This window comes from Paracoccus alkenifer (assembly GCF_900108405.1).
Taxonomy (GTDB): domain Bacteria; phylum Pseudomonadota; class Alphaproteobacteria; order Rhodobacterales; family Rhodobacteraceae; genus Paracoccus; species Paracoccus alkenifer.
In genome coordinates this window covers 12815-36445 of sequence record NZ_FNXG01000001.1, presented here as the reverse complement: position 1 = coordinate 36445, position 23631 = coordinate 12815, and the positions used below count along the sequence as shown (strand labels likewise).

General features: G+C 62.8%; 29 protein-coding genes and 1 pseudogene. 17 read left to right on the top strand and 13 right to left on the bottom strand.

The features are described 5' to 3' along the window. Positions 1 to 94 precede the first annotated feature (94 nt). From BLW83_RS00200 to BLW83_RS00190, 3 genes are read left to right on the top strand one after another with little or no spacing between them, the layout of a single operon-like run. Positions 95 to 1186 carry a PhoH family protein gene (locus BLW83_RS00200; RefSeq protein ID WP_090844177.1) on the top strand — a complete coding sequence of 364 codons (1092 nt, stop codon included), beginning with the start codon at positions 95 to 97 and terminating at the stop codon, positions 1184 to 1186. Then, entirely contained in the window at positions 1179 to 1712 is a 534-nt protein-coding gene (gene ybeY / locus BLW83_RS00195; protein ID WP_090844174.1) for an rRNA maturation RNase YbeY, read from the top strand. Before BLW83_RS00200 ends, ybeY begins: the two co-directional genes overlap by 8 nt. A gap of 4 nt (positions 1713 to 1716) precedes the next feature. Continuing rightward, positions 1717 to 2718: a CBS domain-containing protein gene (locus BLW83_RS00190; protein WP_090844171.1), complete on the top strand. Its 1002-nt coding sequence runs from the start codon at positions 1717 to 1719 to the stop codon at positions 2716 to 2718. Here the strand turns inward: BLW83_RS00190 and BLW83_RS00185 are convergent. Both BLW83_RS00185 and BLW83_RS00180 read right to left on the bottom strand, forming a co-directional pair. Beyond that, positions 2715 to 3209: a GNAT family N-acetyltransferase gene (locus BLW83_RS00185; protein ID WP_218139059.1), complete on the bottom strand. Its 495-nt coding sequence runs from the start codon at positions 3207 to 3209 to the stop codon at positions 2715 to 2717. The genes BLW83_RS00190 and BLW83_RS00185 overlap by 4 nt on opposite strands. Further along, positions 3206 to 3544 (bottom strand): putative quinol monooxygenase, encoded by a 339-nt coding sequence (locus BLW83_RS00180; protein ID WP_090844168.1) that lies wholly within the window; start codon positions 3542 to 3544, stop codon positions 3206 to 3208. Before BLW83_RS00180 ends, BLW83_RS00185 begins: the two co-directional genes overlap by 4 nt. Positions 3545 to 3631: 87 nt before the next feature. On the opposite strand from BLW83_RS00180, the gene BLW83_RS15325 reads away from it, so the two are divergent. Further along, on the top strand, positions 3632 to 3925 hold the full coding sequence (locus BLW83_RS15325) for a hypothetical protein (RefSeq protein WP_218139058.1): 294 nt from the start codon (positions 3632 to 3634) through the stop codon (positions 3923 to 3925). Here the strand turns inward: BLW83_RS15325 and BLW83_RS00175 are convergent. Genes BLW83_RS00175 through BLW83_RS00160 form a run of 4 tightly spaced genes read right to left on the bottom strand, consistent with a single transcriptional unit; the run spans position 3902 to position 9899 of the window. Then, entirely contained in the window at positions 3902 to 6100 is a 2199-nt protein-coding gene (locus BLW83_RS00175) for an ATP-binding protein (RefSeq protein ID WP_090844165.1), read from the bottom strand. The genes BLW83_RS15325 and BLW83_RS00175 overlap by 24 nt on opposite strands. Continuing rightward, positions 6097 to 7422 (bottom strand): SIR2 family protein, encoded by a 1326-nt coding sequence (locus BLW83_RS00170; RefSeq protein ID WP_090844163.1) that lies wholly within the window; start codon positions 7420 to 7422, stop codon positions 6097 to 6099. The genes BLW83_RS00175 and BLW83_RS00170 overlap by 4 nt, the downstream gene beginning before the upstream one ends. Before the next feature lie 12 nt (positions 7423 to 7434). Next, positions 7435 to 8181, bottom strand: coding sequence for a PaeR7I family type II restriction endonuclease (locus tag BLW83_RS00165; RefSeq protein WP_090844159.1), 747 nt, complete (start codon positions 8179 to 8181; stop codon positions 7435 to 7437). Then, positions 8181 to 9899 carry an Eco57I restriction-modification methylase domain-containing protein gene (locus BLW83_RS00160; RefSeq protein WP_218139057.1) on the bottom strand — a complete coding sequence of 573 codons (1719 nt, stop codon included), beginning with the start codon at positions 9897 to 9899 and terminating at the stop codon, positions 8181 to 8183. The genes BLW83_RS00165 and BLW83_RS00160 overlap by 1 nt, the downstream gene beginning before the upstream one ends. A gap of 467 nt (positions 9900 to 10366) precedes the next feature. On the opposite strand from BLW83_RS00160, the gene BLW83_RS00155 reads away from it, so the two are divergent. The 3 genes from BLW83_RS00155 (at position 10367) to BLW83_RS00145 (ending at position 11881) form a co-directional block, all read left to right on the top strand. Continuing rightward, positions 10367 to 10897: an antirestriction protein ArdA gene (locus BLW83_RS00155; RefSeq protein ID WP_090844157.1), complete on the top strand. Its 531-nt coding sequence runs from the start codon at positions 10367 to 10369 to the stop codon at positions 10895 to 10897. Positions 10898 to 11097: 200 nt separating this feature from the next. Then, positions 11098 to 11313 carry a transcriptional regulator domain-containing protein gene (locus BLW83_RS00150; protein ID WP_090844154.1) on the top strand — a complete coding sequence of 72 codons (216 nt, stop codon included), beginning with the start codon at positions 11098 to 11100 and terminating at the stop codon, positions 11311 to 11313. A gap of 91 nt (positions 11314 to 11404) precedes the next feature. Further along, positions 11405 to 11881 (top strand): DUF2285 domain-containing protein, encoded by a 477-nt coding sequence (locus BLW83_RS00145; protein WP_245728552.1) that lies wholly within the window; start codon positions 11405 to 11407, stop codon positions 11879 to 11881. Between the two features lie 4 nt (positions 11882 to 11885). On the opposite strand, the gene BLW83_RS00140 is transcribed toward BLW83_RS00145, so the two are convergent. The 5 genes from BLW83_RS00140 to BLW83_RS00120 are packed head-to-tail and all read right to left on the bottom strand — an operon-like array spanning position 11886 to position 15503. Further along, positions 11886 to 13100, bottom strand: a complete 1215-nt coding sequence (locus BLW83_RS00140; protein ID WP_090844149.1) for an MFS transporter — start codon at positions 13098 to 13100, stop codon at positions 11886 to 11888. Between the two features lie 6 nt (positions 13101 to 13106). Next, on the bottom strand, positions 13107 to 14162 hold the full coding sequence (gene arsB, locus BLW83_RS00135; protein WP_090844146.1) for an ACR3 family arsenite efflux transporter: 1056 nt from the start codon (positions 14160 to 14162) through the stop codon (positions 13107 to 13109). Between the two features lie 9 nt (positions 14163 to 14171). Beyond that, positions 14172 to 14597, bottom strand: a complete 426-nt coding sequence (gene arsC / locus BLW83_RS00130) for an arsenate reductase (glutaredoxin) (RefSeq protein WP_090845748.1) — start codon at positions 14595 to 14597, stop codon at positions 14172 to 14174. An 8-nt stretch (positions 14598 to 14605) separates the two neighbouring features. Continuing rightward, positions 14606 to 15148: an arsenate reductase ArsC gene (locus tag BLW83_RS00125; protein WP_090844142.1), complete on the bottom strand. Its 543-nt coding sequence runs from the start codon at positions 15146 to 15148 to the stop codon at positions 14606 to 14608. After that, positions 15141 to 15503 carry an ArsR/SmtB family transcription factor gene (locus BLW83_RS00120; RefSeq protein WP_090844139.1) on the bottom strand — a complete coding sequence of 121 codons (363 nt, stop codon included), beginning with the start codon at positions 15501 to 15503 and terminating at the stop codon, positions 15141 to 15143. The genes BLW83_RS00125 and BLW83_RS00120 overlap by 8 nt, the downstream gene beginning before the upstream one ends. A gap of 46 nt (positions 15504 to 15549) precedes the next feature. Here BLW83_RS00120 and BLW83_RS00115 point away from each other — a divergent pair, with 46 nt between their 5' ends. Then, positions 15550 to 16047: a DUF6428 family protein gene (locus BLW83_RS00115; RefSeq protein ID WP_090844136.1), complete on the top strand. Its 498-nt coding sequence runs from the start codon at positions 15550 to 15552 to the stop codon at positions 16045 to 16047. 2 nt (positions 16048 to 16049) lie between these two features. On the opposite strand, the gene BLW83_RS00110 is transcribed toward BLW83_RS00115, so the two are convergent. Then, positions 16050 to 16343: a DUF2285 domain-containing protein gene (locus BLW83_RS00110; RefSeq protein ID WP_425433915.1), complete on the bottom strand. Its 294-nt coding sequence runs from the start codon at positions 16341 to 16343 to the stop codon at positions 16050 to 16052. Positions 16344 to 16798: 455 nt separating this feature from the next. On the opposite strand from BLW83_RS00110, the gene BLW83_RS00105 reads away from it, so the two are divergent. The 9 genes and pseudogenes from BLW83_RS00105 (at position 16799) to BLW83_RS16050 (ending at position 22939) form a co-directional block, all read left to right on the top strand. Continuing rightward, on the top strand, positions 16799 to 17068 hold the full coding sequence (locus BLW83_RS00105) for a helix-turn-helix transcriptional regulator (RefSeq protein ID WP_018426335.1): 270 nt from the start codon (positions 16799 to 16801) through the stop codon (positions 17066 to 17068). Then, positions 17069 to 18145: a replication initiator protein A gene (locus BLW83_RS00100; protein WP_090844130.1), complete on the top strand. Its 1077-nt coding sequence runs from the start codon at positions 17069 to 17071 to the stop codon at positions 18143 to 18145. Positions 18146 to 18203: 58 nt separating this feature from the next. Beyond that, the gene (locus tag BLW83_RS00095; protein ID WP_090844127.1) at positions 18204 to 18722 is read left to right on the top strand and encodes a DUF2840 domain-containing protein; all 519 of its coding nucleotides are present in this window, start codon (positions 18204 to 18206) and stop codon (positions 18720 to 18722) included. Then, on the top strand, positions 18719 to 19264 hold the full coding sequence (locus BLW83_RS00090) for a S26 family signal peptidase (RefSeq protein ID WP_090844124.1): 546 nt from the start codon (positions 18719 to 18721) through the stop codon (positions 19262 to 19264). Before BLW83_RS00095 ends, BLW83_RS00090 begins: the two co-directional genes overlap by 4 nt. Positions 19265 to 19300: 36 nt before the next feature. Continuing rightward, a complete protein-coding gene (locus tag BLW83_RS00085; protein ID WP_090844121.1) occupies positions 19301 to 19636 on the top strand; it encodes a DUF736 domain-containing protein in 336 nt (111 codons plus the stop codon). Then, on the top strand, positions 19633 to 20565 hold the full coding sequence (locus tag BLW83_RS00080) for a lytic transglycosylase domain-containing protein (protein ID WP_090844118.1): 933 nt from the start codon (positions 19633 to 19635) through the stop codon (positions 20563 to 20565). The genes BLW83_RS00085 and BLW83_RS00080 overlap by 4 nt, the downstream gene beginning before the upstream one ends. After that, complete coding sequence (locus BLW83_RS15320) at positions 20562 to 20882, top strand: hypothetical protein (protein ID WP_143042691.1); 321 nt, start codon at positions 20562 to 20564, stop codon at positions 20880 to 20882. The genes BLW83_RS00080 and BLW83_RS15320 overlap by 4 nt, the downstream gene beginning before the upstream one ends. 143 nt (positions 20883 to 21025) lie before the next feature. Beyond that, positions 21026 to 21532 (top strand): annotated as a pseudogene (locus BLW83_RS16055) (relaxase/mobilization nuclease domain-containing protein); the annotation flags it as partial. 168 nt (positions 21533 to 21700) lie between these two features. Next, a complete protein-coding gene (locus tag BLW83_RS16050; protein ID WP_218139073.1) occupies positions 21701 to 22939 on the top strand; it encodes a DUF3363 domain-containing protein in 1239 nt (412 codons plus the stop codon). On the opposite strand, the gene tetR(G) is transcribed toward BLW83_RS16050, so the two are convergent. After that, entirely contained in the window at positions 22936 to 23562 is a 627-nt protein-coding gene (gene tetR(G) / locus BLW83_RS00070) for a tetracycline resistance transcriptional repressor TetR(G) (RefSeq protein ID WP_090844115.1), read from the bottom strand. The two genes, BLW83_RS16050 and tetR(G), sit on opposite strands and share 4 nt — an antisense overlap. Positions 23563 to 23631: the final 69 nt, after the last annotated feature.

Here is a 23631-nt window from a genome sequence, read left to right as displayed (position 1 = left end):
AACTTTTCCGCGTCTTGCGGCGTTTCCCCGGTGGCAGGGTTGAAAACCCGCGCATCGCCTGCAACATGACACCAGAGCCAAGGATGAGGACGCAGTGGGTCTGACCCCGACGAACCCGACCGCCCCCACGGGCGAAACCCTGCTGGAATTTCCCGACAACCGCTTGCTGATCGAGCTGTGCGGTCCGCATGACCGCCATATCGCGCGGCTGGAACAGGCGTTGGGCGTTCATATCGCACATCGGGGCAACCTGCTTGAAATCGCCGGCCCGGCCGAGGCCCAGCAGGACGCCGCCCGTATCCTGCGCGGGCTTTACACTCGGCTGGAACAGGGGCGCGAGGTCGATCTTTCGGACGTGGATTCAGCCCTGCGCATGGGCGCGGACGACCGCCCCGCGGCCACGCCCTCGGAACAGCTGGAAATGTTCGGTCAGGGCCGGATCGAGCTGCGCACCCGCAAAAAGACCATCGAGCCGCGCACCGAGGCGCAAAAGGATTACGTCCGCAGCCTGCTGGCCAACGAGCTTGCCTTTGGCATCGGCCCGGCGGGGACCGGCAAGACATATCTGGCCGTTGCGGTCGGCGTCACCATGCTGATCGGCGGCCATGTCGACCGCATCATCCTGTCGCGCCCCGCGGTCGAGGCGGGCGAGCGGCTGGGTTTCCTGCCCGGCGACGCCAAGGAAAAGATCGACCCCTATATGCAGCCGCTTTACGATGCGCTGAACGATTTCCTGCCCGCCAAGCAGATGCAGAAGCTGATCGAGGACAAGCGCATCGAGATCGCGCCGCTGGCCTTCATGCGCGGGCGCACGCTGTCCAACGCCTTTGTGGTGCTGGACGAGGCGCAGAACGCCACCACCATGCAGATGAAGATGTTCCTGACCCGGCTGGGCGAAGGCTCGCGCATGGTCGTCACCGGCGACCGCACCCAGGTCGACCTGCCGCGCGGGATGCAGTCGGGGCTGCGCGACGCGGAACGCATTCTGGCCGGGGTGCCGGGGATCGCGTTCAACTATTTCACCGCCGCCGATGTGGTGCGCCACCCGCTGGTCGCCCGCATCATCGAGGCCTACGAGTCTGACGACGAGGCTGGCGGCGACCCGGCGCTGCCCGCGGGCTACGGTGCCTATCCGCCCCGCCGCGACTGGCGGGCGGCCGGCGGCAGCGGTCCGCGCAATGACTGATCCGGCCCTTGCCGATGCCGCGCCCGGCAGCCCTGTCGATGTGGTGATCGAGGATGCGCGCTGGCAGGGCGCGGGGCTTGAGGCCCTTGCCGCCCGCGCCGCCGCCGCGACCCTGCGCCATCTGGGGCTGCAAGCGACGGGCGAGGGCGCGCCCGAAATCGTGGTGATGGGCTGCGACGACGCCCGCATCGCCGAACTGAACGCGGATTTCCGCGGCAGGCCGCAGCCGACAAACGTGCTCAGCTGGCCCTCGGTCGAACCCCCGCCGCGCGCGCCCGGGGCAGTGCCCGCCCCGCCCGACACGGATGAGCTGGGCGACATCGCCATCAGCTATGACACCTGCGCGCGCGAGGCCGGGGCGCAGGGCAAGCCCCTGTCCGACCACGCCACCCATCTGCTGGTCCATGCCATCCTGCATCTGGCCGGCTATGACCACGAAAACGACGCCGACGCCGACACCATGGAAAATGCCGAGCGCGCGATCCTTGCCACGCTGGCGATTTCCGACCCTTACCAAGAGCATTGATGCGATGAGCCTTCCCTCGAACTCTGCCCGGCCGGATAGCGGCCCCGCCAGAAACGGCGGCCCGGACAGCGCCACGACCGAGCCCGAACCGGACCCATCGCCGGCGCGGCTGGAGCCGTATTCCACGCAGAACGACGACCCCGGACCCAGCCCGCGCGAGGCGCCGGCGCGCCGCCTGCTGGGCCGCATTCTCAAGACGCTGGTGCCGCTGGCCCCGGGCGACGACGACACCGGCCCCGATTCGATGATGGAGGCCGCGACCTCGGCCGAGGCGCCCAGCATCCTCAACCTGCGGCGCAAGACCGTGGACGACGTGGCGCTGACCCGCGCCGACATCGTGGCGGTGCCGGTCACCGTCGGGTTGCACGAGCTGGTCGAGGTGTTTCGCGACAACGGCTATTCGCGGCTGCCGGTCTATCGCGGCAATCTGGACGAGCCGCTGGGGCTGATCCATCTCAAGGATCTGGCGCTCAAGCATGGGTTCGCCCCGAAATCCGCGCCGCGTTTCGCGCTGCGCCCGCTGCTGCGGCCGCTGCTGTATGTGCCCGGCTCGATGCCGATCGGGGCGCTTTTGCAGCAGATGCAGCAAAAACGCATCCATATGGCGCTGTTGATCGACGAATACGGCGGCGTCGACGGGCTGGTCACCATCGAGGATCTGATCGAGCAGGTGATCGGCCAGATCGACGACGAACACGACGAAAGCGACGAGGATCTGTGGGTGCAAGAGGCCCCCGGCCAGTGGCTGGTGCTGGCCCGCGCGCCCATCGAGCGGGTCGAGGCCGAGGTCGGGCTGAAACTGACCGGCGGCGTCTATGAAGAGGAAATCGACACGCTGGGCGGGCTGATCTTCATGCTGGCCGGGCGGGTGCCCTGCGCGGGCGAGGTGATCGCCGACGAAAGCGGCGCCGATTTCGAGATCGTCGAGGCCGGCCCCCGCCGCATCAAGCGCGTGCGCCTGCGCATCCCCGGGCGCGAGGAGCTGCCGGCGGAGCTGCCCGCCTAGCTTTCCTCTGGCGGGAACTCGCGGGAGAAAGCCGGGGCATAATCCAGCCGCGCCTGCACCGGCAGATGCGGCCCCGCCGCCTGCAAACAGGGACCGGAAAACGCGCAGTCCCAGCCGACCGGGCGAAAGCCCAAGCCGGCGTAATAGGCGGGGTCGCCCAGCACGATGATGGTGGCATCGGGGCGGCGGCCCTGCGCTGCGGCCACCAGCGCCGCGCCGATGCCCCGGCGCTGCTGGCCGGGGGTCACCGCCAGCGGCGCCAGCGCCAGCGCGGGGAACGGCGCCGCCACCGGGGACAGCGCCAGATGCCCGACGATACCGCCCGCATCCTCGGCAACCAGCGACAGCGCCAGATCGCCATCGGCGCGCAACGCCTCGACCAGCCGCGATTCCGCCGCGCCGCCAAAGGCCGCGTCCAGCAGCCGGGCGATGGGCTGGATATCGGCCGCGGTCTCGGGGCGGATGGTGATCCGGGGGTGCGCCGCCGTCACGCGTCGATCCGGTGGATATCGCGGGCGATGCCGTCGGTCGCCGCCGCCCAGTCGCTGGCCGTGGTGCGGGCGCGATGCGCCGCCAGCGCGGTCTCGTCCCGGAACAGCTCCTCGACCTGCCAGACCAGCGGATCGTCGGTCTGCGAGATCGTGAAATACAGGCAGCCCGGCTCGGCGCGCGAGGCTGCAACGTGATCCTCGACATGCGCCAGCACCGCCATCAGATCCGCAGGCCCCGCGCAGACCAGCCGCCCCGACAACGCCACCTGCGCCCCCTCGGGCGCCGGCCGGCCGCAATTCGCGCCGTGATGATGGCCGCAGGCGCAACCCGACATGGCATTCCCTTTCTCAGCGCGGGATCATTCCCACTCGATTATTTTGAGATAACCTAGTGCATTGAAAAATAATGCAAAAATATTTTTTTGCATGTCGAGATACCGTCAAGCCTACCGTCAGAAAAGTTCGATCTTGAAATTGTTGAGCTTTTCGGGCTGGCGATGAAGCTCGACATTTCGCCATCTATCGCTGGAGACGGCAACTGCCGGCAGTTTGGCATCGACTCGGTGAATGTGCTCGATGAAACAGGATTGTACCGTCGCGGTGCTTGGTTGGCCATCCGCAAAGTCGGCCGCTCCAACCTATCCAATACTCATGACAACGGTTCTGATGGGCACGTACAGCGTTCGGCCGCCTTAAAATGGAATATCATCGTCTAACCCAAACGGATCGGCCAAACCCGCCGGTGGATCAGGGACGACCGGGACACCAGCACCGTCCGCCTCTTCCGCTTTTGCAACGGCTGACGGAGGTGAGACCGACCATTGCATGGCTACTTCGCCCCAATTAATGGGCCTTTCGTTAGCTCCTGTCCAGACATCCCAAAAATCAGGGTCGGCAGATTGAGGCTGATGCTCCTTTACCAGTTCGTCGATCTCGACCAGTACGGGAATAGGCGTCGCCCACCCCAATAGGATCGCCTGCCTTGATGGCAGGCTGGGTAGGTCGCGCAACAACCCTCCCACATTGTCAGGTACGAGACGTGCGACAAGGTTCTGGTCGGAATCGTTGACGATACGATGAAGAATGAAGGTGTTGCACTGAGCCAGCACGGTCGGCGACAGCTCTGATGGGCGCTGCGAAGACAGCACCAAACCTAAACCGAATTTGCGTCCCTCGCGGGCAATGCGCTCGAAGGTTTCTCGGCAGAGTTGGCTAGGGCTGGACGCTGGACCTTCATCGTCTTTGCCCCGCCGAATAAAAGTGTGGGCTTCTTCCAGCACGAGTACCGTGGGTAGGGATAGCCCCTCTGCATGAAGCCGCCGATAGCGTTGCAAGGATTCAAAAATTACCCGCGCCAGCACGGCAACAACAACGTGAACAACCTCGGATGGAACCAAGGAAAGATCAATGATCGCTAATGGGCCATTGCTTGCGCCGTCGTCGCCGATGTAACTCTTAAGCCACTCCTCGAAGCTGGTTGGTGGTGTCTTTCCAATAACGTTTCCAAGCCGCTGATCCGCGAGCATGCTACGAATACGAAGTCCAAGTGTGCTGATGAACCCGGCCAAATTACCTTGTCCAGCAGCTATGCGGTCAAGATGGTCTGCCAAAAGGTTCACATCAAACGGGATGGGTGCGTCCTCACTGATCGAGGTAGCGACGGCATCGTCGTCAACGCTATCCATGTAAGCCGTCAGTCTGTCTCTGATGGCTTCAATGTCGACTATGCTGAAATCCGTTACATATTGAAGTTGCGGACCTGAGCGCCGTGCAGCGATAAGGGCCGAAGCCTCCTGAACGATTGCACCCAACACGCTACTCCAAGGTTCTTCGACAGATGGCTGGAATGCCTCGCAGTCCGAAGAAATATTCTGAAGCAGGTCGCGGCACTCGTATTTCTTGTTTCCCGTAAACGCACCGACACCCCGACCGAGCATGTCGCGGATTTGGATCAAGTATGAATGGACGTAGCGTCGTACCTGAATCTCGCGGGGAAGCTCCTCAGTCTGGTTTGATTTCAGCTCGCGTATACCACGGAGCAGAAGCGGGCGCTGCGTACCCGGCGCTGCGTGAGCAACAGCGGTCCATTCATGACCGCTCCAAAGCCATGCCGGGACATCCAACTCCTTTTCAGTTCCAACAACGGGAGGGACGCGGAACAGACGGAGTTGATCTCCTTGATCCGTAAAGGCTTTTGCATATTCGCCATTGGGATCGAGAACGATGAAGCGCGCGTTCGGATGGCCTTTTCGGCCCGCATCACGCATCGCTTTTGCGCCGGCGTCGAGCGACCAGCGGATCAGCCCAGCAACCGTACAGGATTTGCCGCTACCCGTGTTGCCAAGCACGGCGAGATGCCTGCCGAACAGCTTGTCGGGATCAACCTTAATCTCGGCGCTCGACGCAAGGGCCGAAGTTCCGATGCGGACACGCCGATCCGACTCTTTCGCGCCAACAATAGCTTCGACCTGTTCAGGCGTCGGCATGAGTACTTGGTCGCCCACCGAAGGAAACGCGGCGACACCGCGCGACAGTTCATAAACTGTCTGTTTCGACGCGCGATCCCGGCGAGAGGTCAGCGTACCGACAGGAGAGACGCACATCTTTCGCAGTGGAAACGGAAGGTCGATCAGGCCGAAATCTTTCAGGCCCGACCGCTTGGGATAGGGCGACCGTTCGATCCCGATCCATGATATATAGGCAACTGTCGCCCCTGCCTCATTGGGTACGAGGACATAGCCGTTAAGTCGGGGAAAGGCGGCAGGCGTCCCCGTGTTGAGCGCAGTTGCCTGCGGTGCATCCAGCTCGAGCAGGATGCGAATTTCATCGGGAGAAACGGACTCAACCGCGCCGATCACCAAGCCAGCAATGGACTCGATGGGTGTAGTCATGCCGTTGTTCCACCGCCCAATACTTCGTCGAAGTCATCCGCAACCGGGACAGCAGGGTCCGGCGCTTGCGTATGTTCCGGCGGACGGTGCTTCATAAGTTCGGTCATACGCCCGGTAATATAGTCTAGCGTTGGCTTCGGGAGATAATTCTCGATCAACGTAGTAAGGTCGCCGAAGTGAGAGCCGATCAGCAGCGATACCTGTGCATCCCGAGTCCGCGCGAGAAAGCCTTTCAATCGGTCATCCGCTGAGTAAGCAAACACGACTAGATGCGTTGACGGGATCGTCAGCATGTCGAGCAGCACACGGTTGATATGATCGTCGCCAAAGCCATAGCCGTAGGTCACGACGACTGCATTGGGCCTGCACGTCGCGGCGGCAAAATCGCGGAATAGCTCGGCATAGGGGTACTGGGTGGTTTCGACATCCTTTGCCGGGTTCGGATAGATCATTACCGTATCGACGGGATTTTTAGGCAGGTCAGTGTGATCGGTTGGCGCACCGAAGGGTATGCCCTTCCGCGAAATCTTCCGGTCTGCTTTGCTGAACAGCCAGTCGAGGGAGCCGTGAAGTTTCGTCAGTCGGATGACGCCTTCCATGAAGCGGGGCTCTCCGCGAATACCTGGCGGGTTATAATGTACGTCAACCTCGACACGGGCTGACCGGAAAACTGGCGTGAGCGCCCCAACGAAACGGTCGATGATACGAAGCCCGGCGAGATCGCAGCCATGCTCAATCAAACGGTCGTAGTTCGTCGTAAAGACATGAAGCCGCTCCCGCGACGCCGCGCGGCTGGCAAAGCTGAGGAGGAACGATTGCACCGCACTTTCGGCGACAACCCGTTTTTCCGGATCGCCACCGATTAGCCCCGCTTCAGTTTTGAGAAGTGACTCAAGGAAATCCCGGAGTTGCCGATCCATTGCGTCTTTGAGGGCGGACGCTTTCGCCGCATCGATGATCCTCAGTCCTTCATAGACTGAGAGGGCCGCGCGGAACTGATCCTCAATATTGGCCGTGCCGCGCCCCATGAGCGCGGCTTTGCTCGCGGCATAATTGTCGATCTCCGCGTCAAACTCACTACCGAACACAACCTTGCCCATGCCCGTTGCAGCGGCCCCGGCCATATATCCTACTGCGGTTGTGAAGCCGCTCCCGATAAGCAGATTAAGATGCTCAGCCTGAAACACGGCGGACAGCCACGGCTCGATCCGCTTGCGCGCCGTAGCGATAAATTTGTCGAGTTCGTCATCGCCTGCGGGGAGGTCATTCCAAGATTCGGAATGGCTCCCGACACGATAAACATGCTTGTCGTCGAGATTCATGTTCCCCTCCGGTTACTGAGACCGGGCAGCTTCGGCTGCGATGTGCGCGGCGAATGCTGCAACGAAGGACTTCAAACTCGTTAGGTCCGACATATCTGAATAGTCGCCCGTTGTTTCGGCGGAACGCGGCGAGGCAAGGACGCAGGCGGCTGTATAGAGGTTTTCAAGGACGAGCTTCTTGCAAAGGATGTCGTAGCGCTCGAGATATGACGCCCCCTTGAAATCCTCAAAAATCGGGAAGTGTAGCGAGGCTTCCCGCTTGGATGGACGCCGTGACTTATCAGCATCTTCCACCATCACCAGCCAGCCGACAAAGGGTCGGGCTGCATCAGCGCCGAATGCGCCTTCACGATACGCCGTCCAGAAATCGTGCGCCGTGCCGATGGCTTCTTCGGCACGGTTGTTCGCGTTGTTTCCGAATGACGGGCCAACATGGCTCTTCATTTCGACAGCAGCAATCAGTCTGCCATCAAGGATGACGAGAATATCCCAGAGTTTGGTCGGGCGGAAAAATCCCGGCAAAGTCAGCACTTTTCGGTGCCGGTAGATTTCCGCGTGTCCTAGACCATTCGCCTCAACGAGGTCGATCATCAGCGCCGTGAACCCATCCATCGTATTGCCAGCGGTCACAGCACCGCGTTCACCCGTGTCTGTCTTTCCAGCCTCAACTTTTGCTTGAAGGGCTTTTTGGCGATTTCCCCAAAATGCCATCGCTGCATCTCGGGCTTTCGCCTCGTAATCCGCTAAATCCAATCCCATTACTTTTCCGCTCCCCCAAGCGTGGCCCTCTCCTGAGCCGACAAGCCGTATAGATCAAACGTCAGGTTGTTGCATGCCTCAACATCACTCGCTTCGGCGGCTTTCTTAAGAGCTTGGCGCATCTTCGGCGTCACGACTTTCCAGTCCGGCAAACGAATGCGTCGCAGATATTGTGCCTGAAAGCGAAGATAGCCGCCTCGCATCCGCGTCGAGTACGTCGCTACAAACAACCTTGCTATGCCCGAAAGTAGAACCGCTTGTAGCGCGCGCATCTCCCATGTGTCGGACGTGATGAAATACAGGTTGTGATGGGGATAGAGGCGGCCTTCCTCGTAAACAATATGCGCTGCGCCCTTAATATCCGGGATCAACAGCTTCGGCTCTTCCGCCAGCTCGGGATAAATCCGGTCGATGGTACGATACCAGTTGGCCGGGGCCTTCTGCGCAACATGCCGCCCGGCGATTAGCCCACGGCGCTCTTCAAGATAGCGTTTCAACTTCGGGAATTGGTCGAGCTTCACCAGTTTGCCATCGTCACCGAACGGATTGACCACGCCAAGTCCGCGCCATTTGACGCTGCCATCCATGATATCGCGGGTCATCACGAGCGGAAGTTTCCGGTTCTCCTCCACATCAAGCGCGTCGAAGTTTCCGATGAACGCCTTGTCGGCTCCGGTCGCCACACCGATGCCAATCTTGCATCCGGCATCCTCAATCAATGGGAACTCAGACTCGAGTCTACGCACAAGCGCGAGTTGATCGGATGAGTCCAAAATCCACGGTTCTGCGCCGGAGGTGACGGCCTGAATCTCTCTCACACCAGAAGCCAAAAGAGGCGTTTCTGGGGATCGGAGCGTAGCGGCAAGCTGCGAGAGCGCGCTATCAGAAATCTCAGGTTGAAGGGCAACGCGAGTCAGGCCAGATTTCTCACATCCGATGATGGTGATGGCCGGATAGGCAACAACCTCCTGATGGAAGGCCGGAGTGTCCACCATGTCCACATAAACGCTCAGGTGGAAACCATCCGCGACCATCGCACGCAACGGCCCACCGTAGCGATTCTTCATCCAGCGATCCGCACAGATAAAACCGAGTTGCCCTTTTTTTGCCAGCAGACTCAGCGACCGTTCGATGAACGGGATATAGATGTCGGCGCGGTCATAGATGGTCCGGTAGCGGCTGCGATATTCGACCATGAGCGCATTCGGGATTAGCTCCTGTCGCACATAGGGCGGGTTTCCGATGACGACATCGAACTTGCCCGGCAGAGGGACGAGCAGGAAATCGCCTTGCATCAACCACCGATCGGCAAGGCTTTCTGCATCCCGCAACCTGATGCCAGCGACGCGAAGCTTCTGAACCACGAGAGCATGGGTCCGGTTGAATGACGCACGGTGAAGCTCCACGCCCCGGATGGCGTCTAGGAGAGCGTCTGATCCGACCCCGCTGCGCTTCCATGCGACCAGCAAACGATCAATTGCAGGTAGCAAGAAATCGCCATGTCCAAAGGACGGTTCGAGAAGGCGGCGCGTGTGCAGTGGAGAGGCGGCGTCATAGCCAGCAAGGTCGAGAATGAATTCGACAACCTCGCGTCGCGTGAAGATCGCGCCACGTTCCTCGATGCCCGCATTTGCCATCGACTCCACTGCATCGGTAACGGGACACAGGCCGGGAAACGATGGTTCCCGTAGCATGGTGGCGAGATCAATATCGGTCATCACGTTCCTTATCGTTCATTCGAGCAGATAAAGGACTAATGCCTTCGTGCCCAATTATGTTGGCGCGAATCGACCCGTTTCAGACGGAACGAAAATGTGAACAAAAGAAGATCATGGGCACGGGTTTGGGTCAATGAGAAAGGTGCCGGACCGCACCGTTGAGAGCCATTTCGGGGGCATTTAACCACATGATTGAACCCATACGTCATGACGCGCAGTCGCCTCCGGGCCTACGGTTGCCGCTGGTTCTCTTACATAGGTTGCTAAGGGCGTTGCCCTCGCGTAGCGCAAGAAAACTCTCCGGCCTTTCGCGGCATAAACGGCCCGCTCCCCGCAAGCGGGTCCCCTCCATTTATTCCACGGTGCCAAAGACTTCTCCTGCGCCTTGCTACCCGTGGCTCGCCGCCGGGCAAGGGTTCAGGAGCGGCGCTGCGCTGCTCTGAACCCCAGACCCGAGGATCAGAGACATGACCAATCTTTCCGACAGCAATCCCCGCATCTATGTGGCCTGCCTTGCCGCCTACAACAACGGCTATCTGCATGGGGCTTGGATCGACGCGGAACAGGACGCGGACGAAATCAGGGACGAGATTGCCGCGATGCTTGCGCGCTCGCCGACAAAGGGCGCGGAGGAATACGCCATTCATGACTATGAGGGTTTCGAGGGCGTCAGCATCAAGGAATATGCCGGCATCGACACCGTGGCGCGCATGGGCGCTTTCATCGCCGAGTATGGCAGGCTAGGCGCTGGCTTGCTGGAGCAGTTCGTCGGCGACATAGACCAAGCCGAAACCGCTTTGCAGGACTGCTATCACGGCCAGTTCGCCAGCCTCGCCGACTTCATGGAGGATTTGACCGCTGAAAGCGGCATCACGATCTCCGAGGCGTTGCGCTACTACATTGATTGGAAAGCAATGGCCCGTGACGCTGAAATGAACGGCGAGTTTTTCACAGTCGAAACCGCACATGACGAGGTGCATGTGTTTTCCAACCAATAAAATCCGGAGCGCCTTGCCCGCACTTTTGCGGGCAGGCGTCTCGCAGAATCATCGAAATAGTGTTAAGCAGAAAATAACCAATAGTGATCGGGCTGGCCGCTCAAGGTTTCTGCTTTGAGCGGCTTCTATATTTCCAGCGATCTTTGAACCTCTAAGGGCTGGGCGCTGCCTTGCGCGCCCCGGCTTTGGGAGGTGACGCCATGCTTAGCATCGACTGGCGTTCGCCGGCGGCATACAGGCACGCGAAGCACATAGCTGCCGCCGGTTTCGCTTGGGAATACCTGCGCCGGAATGACGATTATCGTCAGGCGTTCCAGACCATTGCACTGACCGGGGGACCGTCCGGCCGCGACCTTGAAGCGTTCGCGGATCGCTGGGGGTTGCGATTTCCCGTGCGATCCCGACGCGCCGCATGACCGGCCGCCGCCAATCTGGAGTCCAAACCTTCAACCGCAAACGGTGATGCTATCGCCGGTCGAGCATAGGGACGGCGACACCGAACCAATATTGACGCTGGCGCATCTCGGCGGCCTCGACCTGCGCCGTGCTTCCGATGGTTGGCATGGCATCTGGCAGGTCGATGGCGTCGCGCATCAATTCTGGCTGCCCGAGGCGGTGCCGGACGCCGCCGCGTTTTACGCCGTCACGCTGCCGATGGATTCCTTTCTGGAGCTTCGCGCCCACGCCGCCCGCCGTTTCTGGCGATCCCTCAATGGCCGCGCGCCCGGTCCCGACTTCCGGGCGATCCCCGCCCAGCTCCGGCAATGGCATATCCTATCCCTGCGCGCGCTCGACGCGCGGTTGCGCGGCGAAAGCTATCGCACCATCGCCGAAGTCCTGCTCGGCTTTCGCGGCAGCAAGGAGGACTTTGAGAACGACCCGCGCAAGAACAAGGCCCGCCGCCTGGTTGCGCATGGCATCAAGATGATGCGCGGCGGCTATCGCCTGTTGCTCCACTATCCGATCAAGCCCGGAAAAACTTGAGGGGTTATATCGCGGGATTTCCTCGGCTTGTTGATCCCCACAGCAGCGCAACGAGCGCCAGATTGGCGAGGGCAAGCGCAGCCAGCATGATTAGGGTCTGGTCTGCCCCGGCGACGGAAAGCAGAAGTGCGCCCACGGTCGGCCCGACCGCTTGGGCGATGAGGCCCGGTCGCGCCAACCTTCCCATGATCGGCGCATAGCGTGCGGGACCGAACAGGGCGAGCGGAAGCGCCCCCTTGGCTATAGAAAAGATGCCATTGCCAGCGCCGTAGAGGACGAGCGATAGCCCGATGACGGGGAAGCCGGAGGCGAGCATTGTCATTCCTGCCGCCCCCAAAGCCGTAGCGATTGCGAGCGTCCAGAACGGATGATGCCGCCCGCCGCTCACCATTTCACCGATACGGCCGGCGACTTGCGCCGGACCAATCAGCGCCCCGAGTGCAACCGCCTCGGCCAGCGAGAAGCCGCGTTGCTGCAACAGGGTCAGCAGATGCACCGAAACGATGGTGACGCCTAGACCGGCCAGAACCATGATCGCCATCATGGTCAGATAGGCCCGGCGTTCGTGACCATACAGCGCCAAGCGTGGTGTTTCGCGCACGCCGCCGAGAGGCTTAGGCTTGCCGTTGCGCGGCAGAACAAGGACCACGAGTGGCAGGCAGATCGTGAGGTGAATCGCGGCATAGGCGGCGCATGTTCCCCGCCATCCCCAATGCTCCAGAAACAGAGCCGATAGTGGCCAGCAGACCGTGCTTGCGAAGCCGCCCCACAGCGTCAGGGTGGTGATGGCGGATCGCGCCGAATGGCCGTAATAGCCGCTGAGCGTTGCGAAGGCGGCATCATAGAGGCCCGCCCCCATGCCGAGGCCGAGCACGACCCATCCGGCGACAAACACCCACAGGGACGGCGCGACCGCAAGGATGACGAGGCCAGCGGCAAGGAGCAGACACGCGGCCGTCAGGACAGGCCGCCCGCCATGCTGGCCAATGGCATCGCCCACGCGCGGAGATACGATGCCGGCGGCGAGCAGGCCGATGGAGAGCGCGCCGACGATCCACGCCAGCGGCCAGCCGGTATCAGCCGCGATTGGCGCGGCGAGGACCGCCAGCAGATAGTAGGAGCTGCCCCACGCGAATATCTGCACGACGCCGAGCGCGGAAATGATCGGCCAGCGGGGGCCGGCAAGAAGCTGATTTGCGGATGCCGGCACTTCGTTCATGGTGGATCAGCGTTCCGCCTCTACAGGAGCGGCGCGGCGGCTGCCGCGCTCATACCAGCCTTTCGAGCGATTCACGATCCAGACGACCGAGAGCATGACCGGCACCTCGATCAGCACCCCGACCACGGTTGCGAGCGCGGCCCCGGAATGGAAGCCGAACAGGCTTATGGCGGCGGCAACTGCCAGCTCGAAGAAGTTGGATGCACCGATCAGCGCCGAGGGACCGGCAACGCAATGCTGTTCGCCCACGGCCCGGTTGAGCAGATAGGCCAGCCCCGAGTTGAAATAGACCTGAATCAGGATCGGGACCGCCAGCAGGGCAATGACGAGCGGTTGCGCGATGATCTGTTCGCCTTGGAAGCCGAATAGCAGCACCAGCGTCACCAGCAGGGCCACCAGCGACAGCGGCCCGAGCTTCACCAGCAGCGCGGCGAGCGCAGAAGCGCCGCCCGTCGCAAGGAGCCGTCGCCGGACGATTTGCGCGACGATCACCGGAATGACGATGTAGAGCACGACCGAGAGGACCAGCGTTCCCCACGGCACGGTGATGGCGGACAGGCCAAGCAGCAGGCCGACAATCGGCGCGAAAGCCACCACCATGATAGCGTCGTTGAGCGCGACCTGACTCAGCGTGAAATGCGGCTCGCCCTTGGTGAGATTGGACCAGACGAACACCATGGCCGTGCAGGGTGCGGCGGCGAGGATGATAAGGCCGGCGATATAGCTGTCGATCTGATCGGCCGGCAGGTGGGGCCGGAACAGCCAGCCGATGAACAGCCAGCCGAGCAGCGCCATGGAAAAGGGCTTGATCGCCCAATTGATGAACAGCGTCACGCCGATGCCGCGCCAGTGCCGGCCGACTTCACCGAGGGCGGCGAAGTCGATCTTGAGCAGCATGGGAATGACCATGAGCCAGATCAGCACCGCGACCGGCAGATTGACCTTGGCAATTTCGAGAGCACCGACAGCATGAAACGCGCCGGGAAACCAATGCCCGAGGGCGATGCCGACGACGATGCAGAGGGCCACCCAAAGGGTGAGGTAGCGTTCAAAGGTGGACATGGGATTTCCTTACGCCGTCGCCACGCGGCGGCCGTGTTCGTCAATCACCCGCCCGCCATCCTCTTTCACGAACTCGCCCCGTTGTAGTGGCAACAGATCAAGCACCGCTTCGGATGGTCGGCAGAGCTTCACCCCTTTGGGGCTGACGACGAGAGGGCGATTAATCAGGATCGGGTGCGCCATCATCGCGTCGAGCAAGGCGTCATCGGTCAATTCAGGATCGGCAAGGGCGAGGTCGGCATAGGGTGTTCCTATTTCCCGCAAGATCGAGCGGGCCGACAGGCCGGCGCGCTCGATGAGCTGCGAGAGCAGCGCTCGCGAGGGCGGGGTTTTCAGATATTCGATGATATGAGGCTCAACACCTGCGTTACGGATCAGACCAAGGGTATTCCGCGACGTGCCGCAATCGGGGTTGTGGTAGATAATAACATCCATGTCTCGCCTCATGCCGCGCTGCCGCGCGGCGAGCTTGCGCCTTCGGACTGGCCGATTTCGACAAGGCGGGTGCGCAGCGTCGATTTGTCGAGGCTGGAAACGGGAAGTGCCGCGAAAGCTCCGATCCGGTTGCGGAGATAGCGGAACGCGCCCACGAACGCCGTTTGCCGGGCAATCTCCGGGCCTTCGACGGCGGCAGGGTCTTCGATCCCCCAATGCGCTGTCATAGGCTGGCCCGGCCAGACCGGACAGGTTTCGCCGGCCGCGTTGTCGCAAACGGTGAACACGAAATCCATGACCGGAGCGTCAGCCCCGGCAAATTCGTCCCATGCCTTCGAGCGCAAGCCCTCGGTGGGATAGTCGAAGTTCGCCAGCGTCGTGATGGCGAGCGGGTTCACTTCGCCCTTGGGCTGGCTTCCGGCCGAATACGCGCGGAAGCGGCCCGCGCCATCCTTGTTCAGGATGCTTTCGGCGAGGATCGAGCGGGCGGAATTGCCGGTGCAGAGGAACAGGACATTGAAGATGCGTTCGGGTGCGGTGTGGTCAAGCATGGGTGGCGTCCTTGGCGGGTTCACAACAGGCGACGAGCTTGTTCACGACCGGGCTGCACACGGCCGGATGGCCTTGGCAGCAGTCGCGCATGAGAAATTCGAGCAGACCGGACAGCGCCGGATAGGAGGCGCTGTAGATGATCGAGCGGCCGTCGCGGCGGGACTCGACGAGGCCGGATTGTTCAAGGTGGCTAAGGTGGAAGGACATGCGCGACGAGGATGCGCCGTCCATCGCTTCGCCGATTGCGCCGGCCGGCATCCCATCCGGCCCGGCCGTGACCAGCAGGCGCACGATACGCAGCCGGGTTTCCTGCGAGAGCGCCGCGAACGCGGAGAGGGCTTGCTTTTCATCCATGATCGTCTCAATATCTCAAGAGTCGTTGAAACATGGATACACGGACATGAACGTTCACGCCAGCCCCCTAAAGACGGATTTTCAGGATGACGCCTCCCTCGGGGCATTCCTCGATGCTTTGGAAGCGCACGGCGACAAGGCCCTTGTCCTCGCCTACGGCGACGGGCGGCAGGTGCAGGCCGGCTATCATGTCACCGAAGTTAAGGCCGGTTCCTTCATCACGCTCGATTGCGGCGGCAACCCCGATGCGTGGCGGGAAACCGTGTTACAGGTCGAGGACATTCCGGCAACCGAACGCAGCGCGCCCATGACCGTCGCCAAGTTCCAGTCGATCTTGGGAACGGTCGGCAGCAGGGTCCAACTCGACAGGGACGCCCGATTGACTTGGGAAGTAAGCCGTCCCGGCAATCCGATGCAGGTCTATGATGTGGCCGGCGTCGAGATCAAAAGCGACCGGGCGATTGTGCAGTTCAGCCCGCGCCCGGCGATCTGCAAGCCAAGGCATCGTGCGCAGCAGGCCGGAGCGCCTGCCTGTTGCAGATAGCCTCACGCCTTGTTGGCTGCCGCCTGCTCCAGAATCTTCCGATAGCCCTCACGCGATAGCCATTGCGCGCGTTCGAGATGGCTTTGCCAGCAACGATAGGTCCGAAATTCGTCTCCGAGCGGATCGCGGTGCAGCACGATCCGCGCGACTTCCTTCCAGTCCGCGCCCTCTGCGTTTGCGTCGAGAAGACGCCAATAGGTGACGTGGTGCCGTTCATCATAGACGGTAATGGTGTCGCCGGTCGGCGCTTCGTCGTCCACATCGGGATCGAGTTCGACAGGAACCCGCATAGTCATTCCCCGTATCCGAAAGAGCTTGTCTGCGGTGCGCCCCCGCAAACGATTCTCTCTGACTCTTGGTGATCGGGGAGTTAGTAACCGTCACGAAACGGCCCCATGGCCTTTAGCTCGGAAAGCCTGTTGTATACGCCACAGGCTCCCCGACCATAGGTCAAGGAGTTGGTGCCGTTCTGGCTGGCACCGGCCATCCGTGAGGGGTTACTACGCCCCAGAGCAGCGCGTCTGCTCCACCCACAATCTTAGCCGAGCTGCGCGCGAATGTCTTTGCCTATTCGGCGGGGCAGGCAACGAGCCGCTAAAATCCCTCATCTATTGACGGCGCACCGCCCCGAAGGGGGGTGCCGTCAGCGCATAGGCGCAAATGCGGCACGCTACGCGCCGCCGATCCCTCGCCATGGTTCGCCACAGTCCGCTGCCGCCCCCGGCAGCCCATTCCCGACTGGAGGTTATCCATGCCCAACCCGCTTGCGGGCCTGCCGCCGCGCCTGCTGCGCACCAAGGAAGCCGCCCGCTTCCTCGGCATATCCATCCGCACCCTTGAGAAGCATCGCACCTATGGCACCGGGCCGACCTATCGCAAGGTCGGCGGGCGCGTCCTCTACACCGTCCGCGATCTGGAAGACTGGAGCGCGGCGGGCGAGCGCAAATCCACCCGCGACAAAACCGCCGGCACCGTCTTTCCGGCGCGTCCGCTTACGCCCGAAGAACGGGGCGACTGCTAGATGCTGCGCGAGGACGATCATGCCCCCGCACAGCCGACCGAGGTCAGCGAACGCAGCCGCCTAGACCCCTTCGTGGTCCCCACGGGCGACGCGCCGCCGCGCGATCAGCGCGACTTGATGGAACGGCCGTTCTTCTCACTGGCGAAGACGCCGCGCACAAAGCCAATTCTCTACAAGGCCGCCGACATAGAGGTGCAGGTGTTCGGGATGCCCGAGCATGGGATGGCGACCATTTGGGACGCCGATGTGCTGATATGGGCGGCCTCGCAGATCGTCGCGGCCGAGAATGACGGCCTCACCACGTCGCGCTTCGTCCGGTTCACGCCTTACCATCTGTTGCGCGCCATCGGGCGGCCGACCGGCAATCACCAATACCGGCTTCTGAAAGCCGCGCTGGCGCGGCTGCAATCGACCGTCATAGCCACCACCATTCGCAACGGCCCGCATTGGCGTCGCCGGCAATTCTCATGGATCAACGAGTGGGAGGAAATGACGACGCGCGCCGGCCGCGTCGAGGGCATGGAGTTCGTCCTGCCCGAATGGTTCTACAACAGCGTCATCGACCGTTCGCTGGTCCTGACCATCGACCCGGCCTATTTCCGGCTGACTGGCGGCATCGAGCGATGGCTTTACCGCGTCGCCAGAAAGCACGCCGGGCACCAGCACCATGGCTGGATTTTCGAGGTCGCGCACCTTCATCAGAAATCCGGCAGCCTCGCGCGGCCGTCCGACTTCGCGCTCGACCTGCGCCGGATCGCGGCCCGCCAGCAGCTCCCCGGCTACCTGCTCCAGATCGAGCGGGAAGACGGCCGCGAGCTGCTGCGCATCTGCCCCGAAAGCCTGTCAACAGGCACTGTTGATAACCCTGTTAATGCCATCGGCAGATCAGGCGCACGAGGTATCGGCACATCAGGCGCAGCACTATCGGCACATCAGGCGCACGAACCGCAGCTAACGCTTTGGCCTGAAACGCGGAATCCGACCGCTAACTTATCTAACAGAGAATCTAACTCTTTTTCTTTGACGCGCGCGCACGCGAAGCGTGGTGCCGGTTCTGCCCGAAGGGGCGAGCCATGACGGCCGCGCTCGACGCGCTGCGCCCGCGCAGCCCCCAGCACATCACCGGAGACGAACAATGACCCGTCGCGCCCACCGCAGCGCGCACGGCCGTCCGCTGCCGGACGGGCCTGCGCCCTTCACAACATTGGTCGAGTTGACCTTCGAGAAACGCAAGGTCGAGCACTGGATACGCTTCGGCCGCAAGAGCTACGAGCAGATCATCGACCGCCGCCGCAGCGTCGTCGGCTTCGCGCCGGGCAGCGTCTTTGCCTTCGTGCGATGGGCGAAAGGCGAGCACGGCACTGTCGTTTCGCGCATCGACATTGTGCGCGCCATCTGTCGCGGCGAGCCGTTCCAGACATTGCCGTTCGTTCGACCCGGCGGCGAAATCCTCTTGCGCCTCGACGGCTGGCCCAAGGTGCAGCGCGCGCTTGCAGCCATCGACGCCGTGGATGCACTCGGCCTCGATCCGGCCGATGCCTCGCCGGATCACTGGCGGCACGTCCACAACCGTTTGTCCGCCAATCTGGAGCCGCACGCCTACACGCCCGAGCGACATGCCGCTTGGCTTCATCGCCGAAGGATCGACCCATGACGCGCCGCCGCACCCTCACGGTGACGGTGCTCGCTGTCATCGGCATCGCCGCCGCAAGCGCCGTCGAGACGCCGACGAAACTCATATGGAACGCCACCGCCAGCGCGCCGGTCGGGTTCTACACCATCGAGCCGGCCGACCGGATCGACGTGCCCGAGCTGGTCGCCGTCATGCCGCCCGAACCGCTCGCCGGCTTCATGGTCGAGCGCGGCTATATCGCGCGAGGCGTCCCGCTCTTGAAGCGCGTCTTGGGTCTGCCGGGGCAGCAGGTTTGCCGCGCCGGCCGCACCATCACGGTTGACAGGATCGAGATGGGCGAGGCGCTGGAGCGCGACAGCCTCGGCCGCGATCTGCCCATCTGGCAGGGCTGCCGCGTCATCGGCGACGGCCAGCTTTTCCTCATGAATTGGGAAGTCCGCGACAGCCTCGACGGCCGGTATTTCGGACCCATCCCCGCAGCTTCCGTCATCGGCCGAGCGGTCCCGCTCTGGACCGATGAGGAAGGCGTCGGCCGCTACGAGTGGCGCGCGCCGACCCACTGAAATCACCCCCCGAAAACCAACCGCAGGAGATTCCCCATGGCAGAGATAGGCACCTTCACCCGCACCGAAACCGGCTATGCGGGAGAGCTTCATTCGTTCGGCCTCCACGAAAAGCTGTTCATCGTCCCGGCCAAGCCCAGCGACGTGAAGAACGCGCCCGATTACCGCCTGCGCCTCGACAGCGAGGACGGGCCGGACGCAGGCCCCGCATGGAAAGACTCCAGCGAGAACGCTGGCGACTTCGTGTCGATGCGATTGGAGGGACCGATCTTTCCGTTCCCGATCCGCGCCAAGCTGTTCCAGTCCAACGACGATCCTTCGGTCTGGACCCTGCGTTGGAAGCACCTCCGGAAGATCGAGGACGAGGAATGACGGCCGCGCGCGTCCGGCCCGCCATCCGGTCAAAGATCGGCATCCCTTTGTTCGCGGAAAAGCCGTCTCATCCCTTCGTCCCGCTCGGCGACCAGACGGCCGGCGCGCGCAGCGAAGGTCAGGGGCGGCCATCGGCCGGCGCTCGCGCCTTGCCCTTGACCGCAGCGAGCACGCTGGCAGGCTGGCGGCGAAGCGGAAACAGGACAGCATGGCATTATGCCGTCCTGATACTGGCCGGCGCGCTTTCCCTCTGCGCCGGATCGGGCGTCGCTGTCGCGCAATCCGCGCCCGTCGAACGCCCGGTCGCCGCCCATCCTTTTGCGGCCCACATCGCGGAGGCGTCGCAGCGTTTCGGCATCCCCGAGCGCTGGATTCGTGCCGTGCTGCGCGCCGAGAGTGCGGGCGATGTGCGCGCGATTTCGTCGGCCGGGGCTATGGGATTGATGCAGGTCATGCCCGCGACATGGGCCGAGCTACGTGGTCGCTACGGTCTCGGCCGTGATCCCTACCACCCGCGCCACAACATCATGGCGGGCACGGCCTACCTACGCGAAATGTTCGACCGCTACGGCAATGTCGCGGCTATGTTGGCGGCCTACAATGCCGGTCCCGGCCGCTACGACGAATACCTTGCGACCGGCCGCACTCTGCCGGCCGAGACGCGGGCCTATGTCGCCGCGGTCGCGCCGATCCTTGGCGGCGCGGCTGCAACCGAACCGCCGTCATCGGCACCGCCACCGCTGCCCGATTGGCGCGAGGCCCCGTTGTTCGTCATGCGTTCGGGCGACGCGCGTGCTTTCGCCGCGCCGCCATCTGGGGCACAATCCGGCGATGCCCGCGCGACCGTTCCGGCGCGCGATCCCGCCGATGCAGAGTCGCTAGAAAACAGCATTTTCGTGGCGAGCGCCAGCGACGGAGGAACACCATGAAGGCGGCGTTCCCGCGCTCGGCGACGCTGGTTTCGACATCCGGTCGGGCAGGTTTGCGCCCGGCTGGATTCTTGGCAGGAAGGGCAGAAAAGACAGAAAGGGCGGAGGGCAAGATTAAAGAAGACGGCACCATATCGGGCCGCTTCTGGAAATTATTGTTGTCTGCACACTGGTTAGGTGGCCGGTTCCGGCACCATGGTTTTGAGGGGCCGCGTGCCGTGATTTTGCGCAAAGCCTTGGCTTTGCAGGGTTTCGAGCGGCACCATTGGCCCATATCGGCCTGTTTTCGGCGGTTTGGGCTGGAGTCGCGCCCTTGAGCGCCGACGACGAAAACCGCTTCCGTCCGAAGCCCGGTCGCATCCGATCCGACACGCCGAAGGCGGGCAAGACCAAGAGCTTTTTCACGCAGGTCAAGAAGATCGCCCGGCAGCATCAGGCAGCGGCCTCCCGCGATCCTTCCATGCCGTCATCCGCCCGCCCGTCATCGCCGGGCCGGTCCCGTGCCGTGGTCGCCAGCGGCAAGGGCGTGAAGCGCGGCCGGGGCGCGAGCTTCGTGCGCGCCCGGAATATCTCCGGCCACTGGCATCATCGCCAGCCGGGCAGCCGCCGCGTGATCGTCAAGCAGCGCAGCGTCCGAGCCGCATGGAAGGGCGGCCGCGCCCGCGCGCATCTGCGCTATGTCCAGCGCGACGGCACGTCACTCGATGGCGAGCGCGGCCAGCTCTATTCGGGAACCGAGGACCGCGCGGATGGCGACGCCTTCCTTGATCGCGGCAAGGACGACCGCCACCAATTCAGATTCATCGTCTCGCCCGAGGATGGCGCGGAGCTGTCGGACCTCACGGCCTACACCCGCGATTTCATGAAGCAGGTGGAAGCGGACCTTGGCACAAAACTCGATTGGGTTGCCGTCAATCACTACAACACCGGCCATCCCCATGTGCATATCGTCGTCAATGGCCGCGACGACACGGGCGGGGATCTAGTCATCAACGGCGACTACCTTTCGGCGGGCCTGCGCGAGCGCGCCAGCGAGCTTGCCAGTCTGGAACTCGGCCCCGTCACCGAGATCGAGCAGACCCGCAAGCTGTCCGCCGAAATTGACCAAGACCGCTTGACCCGGATCGACCGCGCCATGGCCGAGGAAGCCGACGCCCGTTTCCTCGACCTGCGCCATGAACCGGCAGAGCCGAGGCGGCAGTTCGAGCGGACGCTACGCCTGCGCCGGCTCGGCAAGCTGGAGAAGATGGGGCTGGCGACCGAGCACGCGCCCGCCATTTGGGAATTGAGCAAGAACATGGAGCCGGCCCTGCGCGAGCTGGGCGAGCGCGGCGACATTATCCGCACCATGCAGAAGGCGCTCGGCCCGCAGGGAGGCGAGCGCGATCCCATGAGCTTCCAAATGCATGACGGAGCGCCCGAGACGTCCATTTTTGGCCGCGTCGTGGACAAGCATCTGTCCGACGAGTTGGGCGAGGACCTGACAATCGTAGTGGACGGGATCGACGGGCGGACGCACCACATCGCCGGCATCGCGCCCGAGCGGCTGGAGGATGCCCGCATTGGCAGTATCATAGAGATCGGCCCGGCCGAAGCGGCAGCCCGGCCGTCTGACCGCACCATCACGGCCATGGCTGAGAACGGCATCTACCGGCCGAGCCGTCATCTGGAGCAGGCGAAGTTCGAGGGCCGCGTTCCGGGCGGTGACTATGAGGGCTATGTCGATGCCCATGTCCGGCGACTGGAGGCATTGCGCCGCGCCGGGATCGTCGAAAGGATCGACGCAGACCAATGGCGCATCCCCGATGATCTGGTCAGCCGCGCCGCCGCCTATGACGCCGGCCGTGACCGGCAGGCCAGCGTTCGCGTCCTTTCCCCGGTTGATCTGCAAAGGCAGATCGGTTCGGATGGCGCGACATGGCTGGACCGGCGATTGGTCCATGGCGAAACGGCCGACCTTGCGCCGGCCGGCTTCGGCCAGCAGGTGCGCGAGGCGATGGACCAGCGCCGCGAGCATCACATCGAACAGGGCGACGCCAGCCGAGCGCGGGACGGCCGCGTGTTCTACCGACGCAGCCTTCTCGCCACGCTGCGCGAGCGGGAGGTTGCCCGCGTCGGTGCGGAGATGGTGGAAAGCAAAGGGCTGCCGTTCCGTGCCGTCACAGATGGCGAGAACATCAGCGGCAAGTTCACCGGCACCGTCCAGCTATCGAGCGGCAAGTTCGCCGTGGTCGAGAAATCCCATGAGTTCACGCTTGTCCCGTGGCGGCCGGTCATCGACCGCCAGCTCGGCCGCAAGGTTATGGGCATCGTGCAGGGCGGTTCGGTGTCGTGGCAGTTAGGGAGGCAGCGGGGGTTGGGGCTAAGCCTCTAATCTGTTGTAGATGAACGCAGCCGCTCGAAACCAGCGATGAGGCTGTCGAGTCCGAAGTTGAACGCAGCATCCATGCCGTCTGTTTCCAACTCGTGAAACAGATCGTGCAGGAAGGACGACGGTGCTTGCTCGGACACATCTGGCCTGTCCGGAACTCTCTCATCGGCATCAGATGCCTGCTGCTCGAGAACGGAACCGACCACATAGTGACTAACCGCCCGGAGCGCCCAAACGGCGCGCTTCGGACCAAAGCCCGCCGAGCAGAGAAAGCGTATTTGCGTCTCGGCGGTGCCAAAATTCGGTTCTGCCGGTCGAGTGCCAGCATGGATACGCGCGCCGTCGCGATAAGAGAGCAACGCCGTTCTGAAGCTCAGGGCGTTCTCTTTCAGGAACACCCGCCAGTCCTCATCGCCTTCGGGTAGTGAGCGGGTGTGGCGTTCCGCCAGCATCGCCTCCGCCAATGCGTCAAGCAGCGCTCGCTTGTTCTGGAAATGCCAGTAAAGCGCAGGCTGCTGAACCTTGAGACGTTCAGCGAGCTTCCGCGTCGTCAGGCTGTCCATGCCAACCTCGTTCAACAGCTCCAGCGCTGCCGCGATCACGGTGCCCTTGTCCAGTTTGGTCATTCACGTTCCTTCGCCAGTGCTTGACAATTTATCACCGATAAGTTCTATGTCCATATCCTTATCGTTGAT

Excerpts from the sequence above, each read along its gene's own strand:
- BLW83_RS15320 (WP_143042691.1), top strand. The coding sequence starts at position 20,562 with ATGAAGGCGGCGTTCCCGCGCTCGGCGACGCTGGTTTCGACATCCGGT.
- arsC (WP_090845748.1), bottom strand. The coding sequence starts at position 14,597 with ATGGATGTTATTATCTACCACAACCCCGATTGCGGCACGTCGCGGAAT.
- BLW83_RS00180 (WP_090844168.1), bottom strand. The coding sequence starts at position 3,544 with ATGTCGGGTTGCGCCTGCGGCCATCATCACGGCGCGAATTGCGGCCGG.
- BLW83_RS00100 (WP_090844130.1), top strand. The coding sequence starts at position 17,069 with ATGCTGCGCGAGGACGATCATGCCCCCGCACAGCCGACCGAGGTCAGC.
- BLW83_RS16050 (WP_218139073.1), top strand. The coding sequence starts at position 21,701 with ATGGCCGAGGAAGCCGACGCCCGTTTCCTCGACCTGCGCCATGAACCG.
- BLW83_RS00110 (WP_425433915.1), bottom strand. The coding sequence starts at position 16,343 with ATGACTATGCGGGTTCCTGTCGAACTCGATCCCGATGTGGACGACGAA.
- BLW83_RS00140 (WP_090844149.1), bottom strand. The coding sequence starts at position 13,100 with ATGAACGAAGTGCCGGCATCCGCAAATCAGCTTCTTGCCGGCCCCCGC.
- BLW83_RS00175 (WP_090844165.1), bottom strand. The coding sequence starts at position 6,100 with ATGACTACACCCATCGAGTCCATTGCTGGCTTGGTGATCGGCGCGGTT.
- BLW83_RS00120 (WP_090844139.1), bottom strand. The coding sequence starts at position 15,503 with ATGGATGAAAAGCAAGCCCTCTCCGCGTTCGCGGCGCTCTCGCAGGAA.
- BLW83_RS00095 (WP_090844127.1), top strand. The coding sequence starts at position 18,204 with ATGACCCGTCGCGCCCACCGCAGCGCGCACGGCCGTCCGCTGCCGGAC.
- ybeY (WP_090844174.1), top strand. The coding sequence starts at position 1,179 with ATGACTGATCCGGCCCTTGCCGATGCCGCGCCCGGCAGCCCTGTCGAT.
- BLW83_RS00105 (WP_018426335.1), top strand. The coding sequence starts at position 16,799 with ATGCCCAACCCGCTTGCGGGCCTGCCGCCGCGCCTGCTGCGCACCAAG.
- BLW83_RS00155 (WP_090844157.1), top strand. The coding sequence starts at position 10,367 with ATGACCAATCTTTCCGACAGCAATCCCCGCATCTATGTGGCCTGCCTT.
- BLW83_RS00170 (WP_090844163.1), bottom strand. The coding sequence starts at position 7,422 with ATGAATCTCGACGACAAGCATGTTTATCGTGTCGGGAGCCATTCCGAA.
- BLW83_RS00115 (WP_090844136.1), top strand. The coding sequence starts at position 15,550 with ATGAACGTTCACGCCAGCCCCCTAAAGACGGATTTTCAGGATGACGCC.
- BLW83_RS00125 (WP_090844142.1), bottom strand. The coding sequence starts at position 15,148 with ATGCTTGACCACACCGCACCCGAACGCATCTTCAATGTCCTGTTCCTC.
- BLW83_RS00085 (WP_090844121.1), top strand. The coding sequence starts at position 19,301 with ATGGCAGAGATAGGCACCTTCACCCGCACCGAAACCGGCTATGCGGGA.
- BLW83_RS00160 (WP_218139057.1), bottom strand. The coding sequence starts at position 9,899 with ATGACCGATATTGATCTCGCCACCATGCTACGGGAACCATCGTTTCCC.
- BLW83_RS00165 (WP_090844159.1), bottom strand. The coding sequence starts at position 8,181 with ATGGGATTGGATTTAGCGGATTACGAGGCGAAAGCCCGAGATGCAGCG.
- BLW83_RS00090 (WP_090844124.1), top strand. The coding sequence starts at position 18,719 with ATGACGCGCCGCCGCACCCTCACGGTGACGGTGCTCGCTGTCATCGGC.
- arsB (WP_090844146.1), bottom strand. The coding sequence starts at position 14,162 with ATGTCCACCTTTGAACGCTACCTCACCCTTTGGGTGGCCCTCTGCATC.
- BLW83_RS00080 (WP_090844118.1), top strand. The coding sequence starts at position 19,633 with ATGACGGCCGCGCGCGTCCGGCCCGCCATCCGGTCAAAGATCGGCATC.
- BLW83_RS00150 (WP_090844154.1), top strand. The coding sequence starts at position 11,098 with ATGCTTAGCATCGACTGGCGTTCGCCGGCGGCATACAGGCACGCGAAG.
- BLW83_RS00190 (WP_090844171.1), top strand. The coding sequence starts at position 1,717 with ATGAGCCTTCCCTCGAACTCTGCCCGGCCGGATAGCGGCCCCGCCAGA.